Origin of the sequence: Actinoplanes oryzae (genome assembly GCF_030757795.1) — a bacterium.
In the GTDB taxonomy this organism is placed as follows: domain Bacteria; phylum Actinomycetota; class Actinomycetes; order Mycobacteriales; family Micromonosporaceae; genus Actinoplanes.
In genome coordinates this window covers 1-12,790 of sequence record NZ_JAUQWH010000221.1, presented here as the reverse complement: position 1 = coordinate 12,790, position 12,790 = coordinate 1, and the positions used below count along the sequence as shown (strand labels likewise).

Below are 12,790 nucleotides of genomic sequence, written 5' to 3'. Positions count from 1 at the left end.
ACAGTCGAGGGCCTTCCCCAGCCGGGGTTGGCCCTCGACTGCTTTTGCGTGTCCGGTGCCGAGTAGCGTGGTACGGACGTCCGGCGGGGCAACCCGGCGGGCTGATCGCGGCGCGGTGCCTTCCGGGACTCCCGGGGCGGCCGTGACGCGGTGCCCGATCGGGCGGCTCGGGCGGGGACCCGCATGTGGTTCCCGGCGGGACGACCGTCGGGCTTGCGGTGCGTGGGTCGGCACGGGCGTGGTGCATGGGGGTGCCGCTCGCGGGCAAACCCGTGAGAGGGAGTCCGGCTTCCCGGCTCTCGCGCGCCGGCCCTGCGAGCAGTGACCGTGACACGGTGGCTGCGAGTCGGTGCCCGGCGAGGCGGCGAGCCGGTGGCCCTGGATGGCTGCGGGTTCGTGGCCGGCCAGGCGACTGGCTGGTGGCCTGGGTGGCTGCGGGTTCGTGGCCGGCGAGGCGACGGGCTGGTGGCCCTGGGTACGAGTTCGCGGCCGGCGAGGCTGCGAGCTTGTGGCTTGCGTTCCTGTGCGAGGCGGCACCGTCTCGACTTGTTGTTGGTGAAGTGCCCTGTTGAAGTGCTCCGGCGGACACCCGCGTACGGCCCGCCGAACTCGGAAGGATTGGCCCGTGAACCCAGGACCGCAGGATGGCGGCAACCGCGACGACGAGGGCCGGGACGGCCGCGGTCGCGACGGCGGCTCCGGCGGCGGGTACTCCCGCGGCGACCGGGACCGTGGCGACAGCGGCGGCGCCCGCGGCGACCGTGGCGGCTACCAGTCGGACCGGGGTGGTCGCGACGGCGGCTTCCGCGGCGGAGACCGTGACCGTGGCGGTGACCGGGGCGGCTTCCGCAGTGGCGGCGGCCAGGGTGGCTTCCGTAGCGGCGGCCAGGGTGGCCAGGGCGGTTACCGCAGCGGCGGCGGCCAGGGCGGCTGCCGGGGCGACGACCGGGGCGGCTTCCGGGGCGGAGACCGCGATCGTGGCGGTGACCGGGGCGGCTTCCGCAGCGGCGGCGACCGGGGTGGTTTCCGCGGTGGCGACCGTGACGGTGGCTTCCGCAGTGGTGGCGACCGGGGCGGGTTCCGTGGGGGCGACCGGGACGGCGGCCAGGGCGGCTTCCGTGGGGGTGACCGTGACCGTGGTGGTCAGGGTGGCTTCCGCAGCGGTGGCGGCCAGGGCAGCTTCCGGGGCGGCGACCGGGACCGCACGGGCTTCCAGTCCGACCGCGGCGACCGTGGTGGTCAGGGCGGTTTCCGGGGTGGCGACCGTGGCGGCTTCCGGGGACCGGACCGTGGCGGCGACCGCAGCGGCTTCCAGTCCGACCGGGGCGGCGTTCGCGGCGGCGACCGGGGCGACCGTGGTGGTTACCAGTCCGGTGGTGACCGGGGTGGTTTCCGCGGTGGCGACCGTGACGGTGGCTTCCGCAGCGGTGGCGACCGGGGCGGGTTCCGTGGCGGTGACCGGGACGGCGGCCAGGGCGGCTTCCGCAGTGGTGGCGGTCAGGGTGGCTTCCGTGGGGGCGACCGGGACCGGGGCGGCGATCGTGGCGGCTTCCGCGGCGGTGACCGTGGTGGTTACCAGTCCGGCGGCGGCCAGGGTGGCTTCCGGGGCGGCGATCGCGACCGGGGTGGCTTCGGCGACCGCGGTGGCTTCCGGGGCGGCGACCGTGACGGTGGCTTCCGGGGCAACCGCGAGGGCGGCCAGGGCGGCGGCTTCCGGGGCAACCGCGACGGCGGCTCCCGTGACGGTGGCCCGCGCGAGGGTGGCTTCCGCGGCGGTGACCGGGACGGCGGCCAGGGCGGCTTCCGGGGCGGCGACCGTGGTGGATACCAGTCGGGCGGCGACCGGGGTGGTTTCCGCGGTGGCGACCGGGACGGCGGCCAGGGCGGCTTCCGCAGCGGCGGCGGCCAGGGCGGCGGCTTCCGGGGTGGCGACCGGGGCGAGCGTGGCGGGTTCCAGTCGGACCGCGGTGGCTTCCGTGGGGGCGACCGGGACCGGGGCGGCGACCGCGGCGGGTTCCGGGGCGGCGACCGTGAGGGCTTCCGTGGTGGTGACCGCGAGGGCTTCCGGGGCGGCGACCGCGGGGACCGTGGCGGCTTCCGGGGCGATCGTGAGCAGGGCGGCGACCGGGGTGGGTTCCGCGGCGGGGACCGGCCGGGCAACCGGGGCGGTTTCCGGGGCGACCGGCCGTACGGTGAGCGTCCCGCCGGCGACCGCCCGCAGGGTGACCGGGGTCCGCGCGACGGCGAGCGGGGCGGCTACCGCAGCGACCTCGACCGGGGCGGACGCGGCGACGGCGGCTTCCGCGGCAACCGTGACGGCGGCACCCGCGAGGGCGGCTTCCGTGGCGACCGCGAAGGCGGCACCGGCGGCTTCCGCGACGGTGGCAACCGCGAAGGCGGCTTCCGCGGCGGCGACCGCAGTGGCAGCCAGGGCGGCTACCGCGACGGCGGCCAGGGCGGCTTCCGGGGCGACCGGGACGGCGGCCAAGGTGGTTACCGGGGCGACCGCGAGGGCGGCCAGGGTGGCTACCGGGGCGACCGGGACGGCGGCGACCGGGCGTACAGCCGGGACGATCGCGGGCCGGGCAACGGTGGCGACATGGGGCAGGAGGTCTTCCAGGCGCCCGAGATCCCGGAGGACATCGCGGCGACCGATCTCGACCAGGAGGTGCGGTCGGAGCTGCTGAGCCTGTCCCGGGACACGTCGGACCAGGTGGCGCGGCACCTCGTGGCGGCCGGGCAGATCATCGACGAGGACTCGGAGCTGGCGCTCAAGCACGCGATCGCGGCGCGGCGGCTCGCCTCGCGGATCGCCGTGGTGCGCGAGGCGGTGGGTCTGGCCGCGTACGCCGCGGGGGACTGGACGACCGCCATCGCGGAGCTGCGGACGTACCACCGGATGACCGGGAAGCAGACGCACCTGGCCGAGCTGGCCGACTGCGAGCGGGCGCTGGGCCGGCCGGAGCGGGCGATCGACCTCTACCGGGGTGCCGACAAGGACGCGCTCGACCAGGCCGGGGCGATCGAGCTGCTGATCGTGGCGGCCGGGGCGCGCGGCGACCTGGGCCAGCACGACGCGGCCGTGGCGATGCTGCAGGTCAAGGAGCTCACCGCGGACGCGGACGCCGACTGGGCGGCGCGGCTGCGCTACGCCTACGCCGACGCGCTGCTCGCGGCGGGCCGGCGTGACGAGGCGCGGGAGTGGTTCTCGCGGGCGGCCGCCGCCGACGAGGACGACCTGACCGACGCGGCCGAGCGCCTGCTCGAGCTGGACGGCGTCACCATCGAGGGCGACGACGAGGACGAGGACGAGGCCGCCGGTGACGAGCGCGCCTCGGCCGACGACGTCGACACCGACGAGGACGACGAGGACGAGGACGACGACCGGGAGCGCGCCCGGCTCGACGAGGACGAGGACGAGGACCAGGACGACGTCGACTACGACGACGAGGACGACGAGGACGAGGTCGTGATCCGCGGCGGCGAGGACGTCGACGCGGGCATCGACTCGGACGAGGACGAGCTCGACGACGCCAAGCGCGGCGGCGACGAGTTCACCACCCCGGCCGGTCCCGACGCCGACGAGGAGAGCGCCGAGCCCGTCAAGCCGGCCGAGCCCGAGAGCAAGGCCGCGGACGAGATCGTGGCTGGGGAAGAGGGCAAGGCCGCGGACGACAGCGAGGCCGTGGAAGAGGGCAAGGCCGCGGGAGCGGGCAAGGAAGAGTCCGGAGCCGAGAAGGCGAAGGGCGACAACGCGTGACCCGGCTCGTCGACGGGTACGACCTCGTCATCTTCGATCTCGACGGGGTCGTCTACCTGATCGACGAGCCGATCGCGGGTGCCGCCGAGGCTGTGGAGCGGCTGCGGGCCGAGGGCACCGCCATCGCGTACGCGACCAACAACGCGTCGCGGCGCGCGGCGGACGTGGCCGGCGCGCTCACCGGGATGGGCGTGCCCGCCGCGCCGGGCGAGGTGCTGACCTCGGCCGGCGCGGCGGCGGCCCGGCTGGCGCAGCAGTTGCCGGCCGGGGCGCCCGTGCTGGTGGTCGGCGCCGAGGCGTTGCGTGCGGAGGTGCGTGACGCGGGGCTGACCGTGGTCGAGCGGGCCGAGGACGAGCCCGCGGCCGTGGTGCAGGGCTTCGGGCCCGAGGTGGGCTGGAAGCTGCTGTCCGAGGCGGCCCTCGCGGTGCGCGCGGGGGCGCTGTGGGTGGCGACCAACACCGACCGTACGCTGCCCAGCCCGCGCGGCCCCCTGCCCGGCAACGGCTCCCTGGTCGCCGTCCTGCGCACCGCCCTCGACCGCGACCCGGACCTGGTGGTGGGCAAGCCCGCCCCGGCCCTGTTCGAGACGGCGGCCGGCCTGTCGAAGGCGCGCCGGCCGCTCGCGGTCGGGGACCGGCTGGACACCGACATCGAGGGCGCGGTCGGCGCGGGCTTCGACAGCCTGCTCGTGCTGACCGGGGTGAGCGGCCCGGCCGAGCTGCTGGCGGCGCCGCCGGAGCGGCGGCCGACCTACGTGGCCGAGGACCTGAGCGGCCTGTTCGAGCCGCCCGTGCGCCTGAAAGCGGAAGAGGGCGCGAGGGAAAGCGCGGAAGAAGGGGCGAAACAACGTGCGGAAGAGGGCGCGGAGGAGGGCTCCGGCTGGCAGCTCGAGGACGGCACGCTGACCGGCGCGGGGAAGCCGGCCGCCGCGCTGGCCCTGCTCGCCGCCCACGTCTGGTCGGGCGGCAAGACACCACGCCCCGGCTCCGACGCGGCGGCCGACCTCATGAACCGCTGGAAACTGAACCCCTGATCCGGAAAAAGCAGAACTGAACGCCTGACGCGGAGAAGCAGAACTGAACGCCTGACGCGGAGAAGCAGAACTGAACGCCGGACGCGAGGGAAGCGGAAAAGCAGAAGGCGCGACGGCTGGAGGCTGAACGCCTGACGCGGGAAGAGCCGAACAAGACGCGGGCAAGGGCCGATACGGTGACCGCCGTCGTGTCGGCACCCTCTTCCGAGGGATTTCCCGGCGCGACCGGCCCCGACATAGTGGACCGTCAGCGGTCAATTCCGACGCTGAGATCCCCGGGAGCTGACGTCCGTGTCCGAACACGCAGGAACCCCCGAACCCGCCGCCGGCGCCCGCCCCCGGCGGGGTCTGCTCATCTGGCTGTCGGGCGCCGACCCGGACTCGCTGGCCCGCAGCCCGCGCGAGACCCGGAAGTTCTCCGGGCTGGGCGGCGTGGTTCTGACGACCGCGTGCATGGCCGGGGTGTCCGCCGGCTTCGCCCTGTACACGGGGGTGCGGGCCCCGCTGCCGGTGGCCGTGGTCGTGGCCCTGCTGTGGGGCCTGGCGATCGCCAACCTCGACCGCTGGCTGGTCGCCGCCGCCGGCCGCCGCGAGCGCTGGTGGCAGAACGTGGTTCTGCTGCTGCCGCGGGCGCTGCTCGCGATGGTGATCGGGGCGGTGGTGTCGACCCCGCTCGTGCTGTGGATCTTCCAGCGCGAGATCCAGGCGCAGATGACGGTCACGCAGCAGGTGCAGCGCAACACCTTCGAGCAGAACCTGCGTACGGACGCGCGCTTCGCGGCCATCCCGCAGCTGGAGAAGGACGTCGCCGCGCTGCAGAAGGTCGCCGCGGGCACGGTCACCGAGGACGTCGTCGGCCGGGATCCGGACGTGCGGCGTACCAAGCAGGTCTTCGACGATCTCGACAAGCGGTACACGGCCGCGCGGGAGAGCGCGCTGTGCGAGTTCGACGGCTCGTGCGGCAGCAAGATCAAGGGCGGCGGGCCGTCGTACCGGCAGAAGGTCGCCGTGGTGCAGGACCTGCGCCGGCAGCGGGACGCCGCCAAGCAGGCCTGGGAGCAGGCGCAGGCGGCCGCCGAGAAGAAGCAGGACGACTCGGCGGGGGCGCAGCAGGCGGACGCGAAGTCGGGGCTCGAGGAGAAGAAGGAGCAGCTGAGCCGGCTCAAGGACCTGAAGACCGCCGAGGAGGACCGGTATCTCGCGGACAGCCGCAACGACCGGGGACTGCTCGCGCAGCTGGAGGCCCTGAGCACCATCACGGACCGCAACGCGACGCTCAAGACGGCGTACCTGACGCTGCTGCTCTTCATCACGGCGATCGAGATCCTGCCGGTGCTGACGAAGTTTCTGCTGAACATCGGGCCGGCGACCGCGTACGACAAAATTCTCGCCTCGGCGGAGCGCAACGACGTCACCGTGGCCGAGCAGCGCCTGCGCTTCGAGCGGGAGCAGCAGGAGGAGGAGCTCAAGGCGCGTGCCCGGCGGCAGGAGGAGATCCGGCAGGAGACCGCGTCGCGCGAGACGGTGGTGCGCACCGAGATCCGCAAGCGGGAGCTGGACCGGGAGCTGAGCCAGGAGCTGCGCCGGCTCAGCGGCCGGCCCCCGGCGGCGGCCGCGCCCAGGACCCGCGCCCTGCGCTTCCCGGGCCCCCGGCGCGACAGGGGAGGCCAGGAGTACAGCCAGTGGCCCGCGGACGAGTACAGCACGCGGTCCGCCGCCGTGGACGAGCCGGCGGAGTCCGAGGCCACCGACGGCACCGTCCCCCGCTGGCGGTTCAAGTAGCAGCGGTCACCGCAGGTAGAACACGGTCACGCTCAGCACCCCGGCCGCCTGGTTCGGGACGGGGTCGTCGAGGGAGATCCGTACGGGCACGGCGAGCCGGGCATCGGACTCGAGCAGGGTGCGCAGCCGGGCGAGCCGGTCCGGGCTGGTCACGGGCTGGCCCGCCGGCGTCCGGTAGCCGATCAGCAGGATGCCGGTCGCGGCCCCGGGCCGGATGCGGGCGTTGGCCATCTCGCCGAGCAGGGCGTCCCGGTCCTTCTGCGCCTGCTTGTCGGGCGGGTCGCCGGGCACGGCGACGATCGCGAAGTCCTGCGCGCCGGGCCTGATCGGCGCCGGGGCGGTGGCGGCGGCCGGGGTGCGGTCACGCGGAGCTTCGTCGCGGTTGAGCAGCGCGGTGGCGGCGCCCAGGGTGCCGATCACCGCGACCACGGCGACGACCAAGGGCAGCCGTACGCGCGGGGGCAGCACCGACGCGAGCTGGGCGGCACCGAGGCGGGCGCGCGCGGGCGGCGAAGGCGGGTCGAAGCGCGGGGGCGACGCCGGCCGGGACGCCCACTGCAGCCACTCGGCGACCTCCGGCGGTACGTGCGCGTCCCGCCCGATGCGCCGGCAGCGGTGGACGAGGTCGCCGCGGGGCTCGCCGCGGCCGAGCACGGCGAGGACGACGCCGTACATGATGCGGCGCGGCCGGGGGTCGTCCTCGCCGGCGGGGATCCGGCGCAGCAGGTCGTCGGCCCAGTCGGAGGCCGGGCCGGGCGCGAAGCCGGCGATCGCGGTGGCGGTCAGGGCGCGGGCCAGCTCGGTGAGGCCGTCGAGGGGTGACGCCGGGGTGGGGCAGACGGTGGTCAGCAGCTCGGCGACCGTCGCGGCGAGCAGCGGGCCGAGCCGGGGCGCCACGTGCCTCAGCAGGGCGATCGGGTCGGCGGCCAGGGCGAGCTCGGCGGCGACGGCCGGGGTGCAGGCGCGGTGGCGGGCCAGCTCGGCGACGATGATGCGGTCGTCGGGCGGGAACAGCTCGGGATCCGTACGCGGGTCCAGCCCGAGCGTGCCCAGCCAGGCGCGCGCCGCGACGAGGTCGGCCGGGCCGGCGAGCGGGCCGCCCGGCGCCGCCCAGCCGGCGACGAGGTCGCGTACGCCGTCGCCGTGGTGCCGCAGCAGCAGGCCGGCCAGGCGCTCGTGCCACTCGGCGCCCTTCTTGCGGCCGGCGGTGGGCAGGTGCAGCAGGTTGTCGCCGGTGCCGTCCTGCGCTTCGAGCACGCCGGTCAGCAGCGCCCCGGTGATCTCGTCCGGCAGGTCCCCGGGCAGCCGGTGCACGGCGTCCACCGGCTCGCGGCGGGCCCACGTGGTGACGATGCCGAGGTGGCCGAGCAGGTCCTGCGGCCGGGCCAGCAGCGCCGGCACGTCGCGCCACCCGGGGCGGTGGTGGGCCTGGTCCAGGGCGACGAGCAGGTCGTCCAGGTCCTGACAGGGGGGCAGGGGGCCGGCGCTGCGCTGCCCGGTGGCGTGCTCGACGAGCCGCTGGAAGCCCCGCTGCAGCTCGGGCCGGTGCAGCCACTGGCGGTCCAGCTCGCCGGGGTCGGCCGGCCCGCGGCGGAAGAGCTGGGCGACGCTGTCGGCGCGGCGCGGGTCCCAGTCCCGGAACTCGGCGGGCCACCGGCCGGAGACGACGCGCAGCCGCGGGTCGTCGGGGCGTTGCAGCATGCAGGTGGACCAGGACCAGAGGCGGCTGACCTGCTCGGGGAGCACGCGCAGCACGGCGGCGACGACCGCGGCGGTGTCGCCCGGCGCGGCCTGCACCGGGATCGCGGCGCGGTCGAGGGCCACCCCGGCGAGCGTCCGGTGGACCAGCTGCCGGAACTCCGCGTGGTCGAGCTTCGCGTCGGCCAGGTCGTCGGGGTCGGCCGCGCGCTGCTGCCCGAGCTGCCAGGCCCGGGCGGCCCCCATGGCGGGCGGCGCGAAGGCGAAGCGGCACGAGCCGGCGACGCCGAAGGGCCCGCGCCGGCCCTGCACGACGAAGCACCAGCGGCGCTTGCCGGCGACGGCGACCCGGCGCAGCGTCCACACCGGGTGGCCCTGGGTGGAGCGGATCAGCTCGGGCGGCTGTTCGAGGTCCTCGTGGAGCAGGCGCTCGGCGGCGGCCCAGTACTCGCCGGGGGCGGAGCCGCGGTCGTGCGGGCTGAAGCCCATGCCGGTCAGGTCGGCCCACTGGACCATGATCAGGTCATCGGCTGCGGAGGAAGTCAACGGCGTGCCCTTCCGAGAACGGCGAGCAGGAGCTGGGTCAGGGCGGCCGCGCGCTCGTCGGCGCGCGGGAAGCGGTCCTCGGCCTTGAGCGGCCGGAGCCGGCTGTCGTCGACCGCGATGGGGACGGTGGTCAGCGGGGAGCAGAGGAAGAACCGCAGCGTGATCCACGGCTCGCGGTGCATGCCGAAGACGGCGCTCTGCTGGCCGAGCCCGCCCGCGACGCCCGCGCCGACGGCCGACATGATCAGGTCGCGGGGCAGCAGCACGTCGCCCGAGCCGGGGCGCAGCGCGGCGTCGAGGTGCTGGTCGAGCGAGGGCAGCCGGATCAGCTGGGGGACCTCGGCCATCGCGGCGCCGCCCGGGACCGCGATCTCGGCAGGCTCCCCGGTGTGCACGAGCTTCCAGAACTCGTCGTGCCGGGAGAAGAACGTGAGCAGCCCGCGCGCGAGCTGCAGTGCCCGGCCCTGCCGCACCGACGGGTCGGCGTGCCGCGCACCCCACAGGTACTGCAGCAGCCGCTCGGCCTCGCCCTCGGCGCGCAGCGTGCCGGCGGCCCAGCGTTCCATGGTGAAGGCCAGGTAGCCGGCGGTGCCGCGCAGCACGTCGCCGGACCGGCCGATCCCGGTCAGGATCAGCCCCTGCTTCTCCAGCGCGGAGTGGATCAGGTCGCACTTGGACACGGCGACCAGGACCTGCAGCGGGCGGCCCTCGTCGACGGCGAAGAGCCCGTCGACCATGGTGATCTGCTTGCCGATGTCGTCCTGGATCGTCTCGCGGTTGCCGCGGACCAGATCGGCACCGTACGCCTCCACCGTGCCCGGGCGCAGGCTGCCGTCGAGCAGCATCCGCTCCTCGCTGGCCGACTCGCTGCCGAGCCAGCGGGTCGCGTCCGGGGCGACGGCCGGATCGACGACCCAGACCAGCGTGTCGAAGGAGCGCAGCATGCCGGCCTCGCGCCGGGTGGCGCCGTTCTCCTGGAACAGCTCGCCGGGCAGGTCGGCGACCCCGGTCCAGGTACGCCGCCCGCCGTTGTCCGTGCGCAGCACCAGCGGCTGCCGGAACCCGCGTCCCCACTGCCGGGCCTGACGCTCGCCGTCGAGGACCGTACGCCGGATGAGTTCCTTGATCGCGGCCAGCGCGTCGCGGAGCTCGTCCTCCAGCAGCCCGGCGGGGGTGGCGCGGCGCTCGGTGTTGGAGGGCCCGATCGCCTCGCCGGTCTGCCGGGTCTCGTTGTAGCGGTCGATGCGGTAGGTCAGCGGCACGTCCTCGAGCGGGCTGAGCTTGCGCAGGCGGATGCGGTTGCCGGGCGGCCCCGCGCCCCAGTCGTCGAGGTTGTCGAGGCTCTGCTTGAGCATCCGGACGAGCAGATAGGTCTTGCCGCTCGCGGGCGCGCCCATCGCGGCGACCATGTTCCACTCGTCGATGTGCTGGCGCCCGGCGCCCGGAGAGCCGGGATGGAACACCGGCGCGGAGTCGGGGAAAATGTGCCCGCCGCCGCAGAGCAGGTACGTGTAGTCGATCTCGTGCTCCAGGAACGGCGGCTCGGTTGACACCGCCGCCGGATAGTTGCCGGCCAGCATCGTGACCCGCCACGGCATCGCGCCGGCGCCGTCGGGCGCGCCGGCCTCGAGCCGGAACGACGGCGGCGAGCAGAAGCGGCGGGTCTCGGGGTCGAGGCGCGGCGGGGTGCGGCCCAGCGGCTGCCGGCAGACCGGGCACGAGGTGCCGAAGCGCTCGGTGGGATCGCCGGGCGGGGGAGCGGCCGGCTTGCGGCCCATCAGGACAGCCCCCACACCACGAGTACGGCCACCAGGGCGCCCGCCGCGCCGGCGGCCACCCCGGCCCGGACCCCGAGCCGCCGCCCGACCGCCGCCGCGCTGTCCAGGTACGCGGCGACGGCGGTCTCCACCTCGGCGTAGTCGGGGCGGTCGGGGCCGGCGCCGGCGTCGAGCCAGCCGCCGAAGGTGTGCCCGTACGGGGCGAACAGGGCCGCCGGATCCCCGCAGCCGGCGCTGACGCGGTGCCGCAGGCGGCGTCGCCAAGAGCTCAACATGTCACTCCCCGATCACGAAGTCGGTAGCGGCCAGGACGAGACATGTCACTCCCCGATCACGAAGTCGGTAGCGGCCAGGACGAGACATGTCACTCCCCGATCACGAAGGCGGCGGCGGCCAGCACGAGCGCCGCGAGGACGATGCCGGCGCCCGACATCGACATCCAGAGGGCGGCGCGGCGCAGGGCGATCTGCTGGGCCGCCTCGCCGATCGCCCGGTACGCCAGGTGCACCCGTTCGGGGCGGGTGGCCGGGCCGCGCAGCGCGTGGTCGCGGATCCGCTCGATGTCGCGGGCGAAGGTGTGCGCGAGGCGCTCGTCGGGCCAGGCGTCGTCGGTGGCGCTGCCGGCGGCGCAGCGGTGCTCGGCGTCGCGTACCTCGGCGAGCCAGCCCTGGGCCCACGGGCCCGGCGCCTCCAGGGCGATGCGCCCGTCCGGGCCGAACGGGTGCGCGAGCACGTCGACCAGCGGCGCCCAGCGCGGGTCGGGCCAGTGGGTGCGCAGCGCGTGCCGGACCGCGTCGGCGCTGTCGGCGACGCGTCGCGCCGGGTCGTCGGGGTCGGGGCCGAGCAGGGTGTGGTCGACCCAGTGCCGGCCGGCGAGCGCGCTGAGCACGACGGTGAGGAAGCCGAACCGGTCCTGGGCGTAGAGCAGCCCCGGCGTGAGGTGCCGCAGCCCCTCGGGGTCCTCGAGGCGCAGCGTGCGCAGCCCGGTGTACTCGTAGAGCGCGGTCCCGCGCAGGGCCCGCGGCGGCGGGTCGGCCTGGGTGGCGGCGTCGGTGTCGATCAGCACGTAGCCGCTGCCGTCCTGGTGGGCGCACCAGCAGACGTTCTCCGGCTTGATGTCGCAGTGCGCCCAGCGCAGGTCGTGCAGGTGGTCGATGCCCGCGGCGAGCTGCGCGAAGTCGGCGAGGTGCTCGGTGCCGGGCCAGTGCCGCAGCGGCTCCCACGGCAGCGCTTCGATCTGCGGCGAGACGGCGAGCAGGACCAGGTCGGGCCGGACCGCGCCGAACCAGCCGGGCAGGCGGCGCTCCAGCTGGGCGACGATCTGGTCGGACGGGACGCCCAGCCGGGTGGTCACCGCCCCGGACAGCTCCTCGAGCCGCCCGTCGCCCCGCACGACCTGCACGGGGACCACCGCCCACGGCGGCTCGACCGGGCTGCGCCGCACCGCCCCGGGCAGATAGGTGTTGGCCCGCTGCAGCGCCGAGGCCTGCGCGTTGAGGTACTGCCGCAGCGTCTCGGCGTCGCCCAGCCCGGCGCAGGTGTAGATCTTCACGTGCCAGGCGGCCCAGCCGGAGCGCTCGTTGCGGGCGGTGGTGAACACGACCTGGGTGCTGATGCGGCGCAGCTCCTGCCCGCCGCCGGTGGGCGGGACGTCGAAGTCGACGGTCTTGGGCGGCTCGTGCCCGGGCGGCGCCACGGTCAGCAGGGCCTGCCACTGCGGCCCGCTCAGGTCGACGACGAGGTCGTCATCGTGCTCAGCCAACGGTGTGCTCCTGCTCCCATGCGATGTGGTAGTCGATGACCGTGGACGAGCGGGAGCCGTCCACGTACTCGAGGTGCCCGGCCGGGCCGGCGGTCGCGGGGCCGCCGTCGTGGCGCAGCGGGATGCCGTCGAGGCGCACCACGTAGCCGGGGCGGGCGGCGGTGCGGGCGAACTCGAGGGTGCGGCCGTGGCGGCGCAGCACGACGAGCTGCCCGCGCGGGACGAAGGTGGCGTAGGCGGGCAGGCGGAAGCCGGTGGGCCGCTCGCCGCGCGCGTTCCACCGGCCCAGCGGCACCCAGCCGGGCTGGGCGCCCAGATGACAGCGCCAGTCGAACCCGGTGCCGTAGCGCAGCGTGAGCCTGGCCAGTTGCGGCGGGGGCGGGGCCTCGTACGTCATGCGGGCGCATACCGTCGAGCCAACGCTTGCCCG

The 12,790-nt window shown here is 75.6% G+C and carries 9 protein-coding genes; 3 read left to right on the top strand and 6 right to left on the bottom strand.

Annotation, left to right across the window (positions count from 1 at the left end; all coding sequences use genetic code 11):
- Nucleotides 1-2,488, bottom strand: a 2,488-nt coding sequence (locus RBH18_RS39860) for a hypothetical protein (RefSeq protein WP_372339056.1), incomplete at its 3' end; no start/stop codon positions are given.
- A gap of 111 nt (nt 2,489-2,599) precedes the next feature.
- Here RBH18_RS39860 and RBH18_RS39855 point away from each other — a divergent pair.
- The 3 genes from RBH18_RS39855 to RBH18_RS39845 all read left to right on the top strand — a co-directional run bounded on the left by RBH18_RS39855 (nt 2,600) and on the right by RBH18_RS39845 (nt 6,576).
- The gene (locus RBH18_RS39855; RefSeq protein ID WP_306215704.1) at nt 2,600-3,760 is read left to right on the top strand and encodes a tetratricopeptide repeat protein; all 1,161 of its coding nucleotides are present in this window, start codon (nt 2,600-2,602) and stop codon (nt 3,758-3,760) included.
- Nucleotides 3,757-4,794: an HAD-IIA family hydrolase gene (locus RBH18_RS39850; RefSeq protein ID WP_306215703.1), complete on the top strand. Its 1,038-nt coding sequence runs from the start codon at nt 3,757-3,759 to the stop codon at nt 4,792-4,794. The genes RBH18_RS39855 and RBH18_RS39850 overlap by 4 nt, the downstream gene beginning before the upstream one ends.
- A gap of 291 nt (nt 4,795-5,085) precedes the next feature.
- On the top strand, nt 5,086-6,576 hold the full coding sequence (locus RBH18_RS39845; RefSeq protein ID WP_306215702.1) for a DUF4407 domain-containing protein: 1,491 nt from the start codon (nt 5,086-5,088) through the stop codon (nt 6,574-6,576).
- Between the two features lie 6 nt (nt 6,577-6,582).
- On the opposite strand, the gene RBH18_RS39840 is transcribed toward RBH18_RS39845, so the two are convergent.
- The 5 genes from RBH18_RS39840 to RBH18_RS39820 form a co-directional block, all read right to left on the bottom strand.
- Nucleotides 6,583-8,820 (bottom strand): hypothetical protein, encoded by a 2,238-nt coding sequence (locus tag RBH18_RS39840; RefSeq protein ID WP_306215701.1) that lies wholly within the window; start codon nt 8,818-8,820, stop codon nt 6,583-6,585.
- Entirely contained in the window at nt 8,817-10,613 is a 1,797-nt protein-coding gene (locus tag RBH18_RS39835) for a hypothetical protein (protein WP_306215700.1), read from the bottom strand. The genes RBH18_RS39840 and RBH18_RS39835 overlap by 4 nt, the downstream gene beginning before the upstream one ends.
- Nucleotides 10,598-10,870: a hypothetical protein gene (locus RBH18_RS39830; protein WP_306215699.1), complete on the bottom strand. Its 273-nt coding sequence runs from the start codon at nt 10,868-10,870 to the stop codon at nt 10,598-10,600. Before RBH18_RS39830 ends, RBH18_RS39835 begins: the two co-directional genes overlap by 16 nt.
- A gap of 92 nt (nt 10,871-10,962) precedes the next feature.
- Nucleotides 10,963-12,360 (bottom strand): hypothetical protein, encoded by a 1,398-nt coding sequence (locus tag RBH18_RS39825; protein ID WP_306215698.1) that lies wholly within the window; start codon nt 12,358-12,360, stop codon nt 10,963-10,965.
- Complete coding sequence (locus RBH18_RS39820; RefSeq protein ID WP_306215697.1) at nt 12,353-12,757, bottom strand: hypothetical protein; 405 nt, start codon at nt 12,755-12,757, stop codon at nt 12,353-12,355. Before RBH18_RS39820 ends, RBH18_RS39825 begins: the two co-directional genes overlap by 8 nt.
- Between the last annotated feature and the right edge of the window lie 33 nt (nt 12,758-12,790).

Coding starts and splice junctions, on each gene's coding strand:
- RBH18_RS39820 (WP_306215697.1), bottom strand. CDS start 12,757: ATGACGTACGAGGCCCCGCCCCCGCCGCAACTGGCCAGGCTCACGCTG.
- RBH18_RS39855 (WP_306215704.1), top strand. CDS start 2,600: ATGGGGCAGGAGGTCTTCCAGGCGCCCGAGATCCCGGAGGACATCGCG.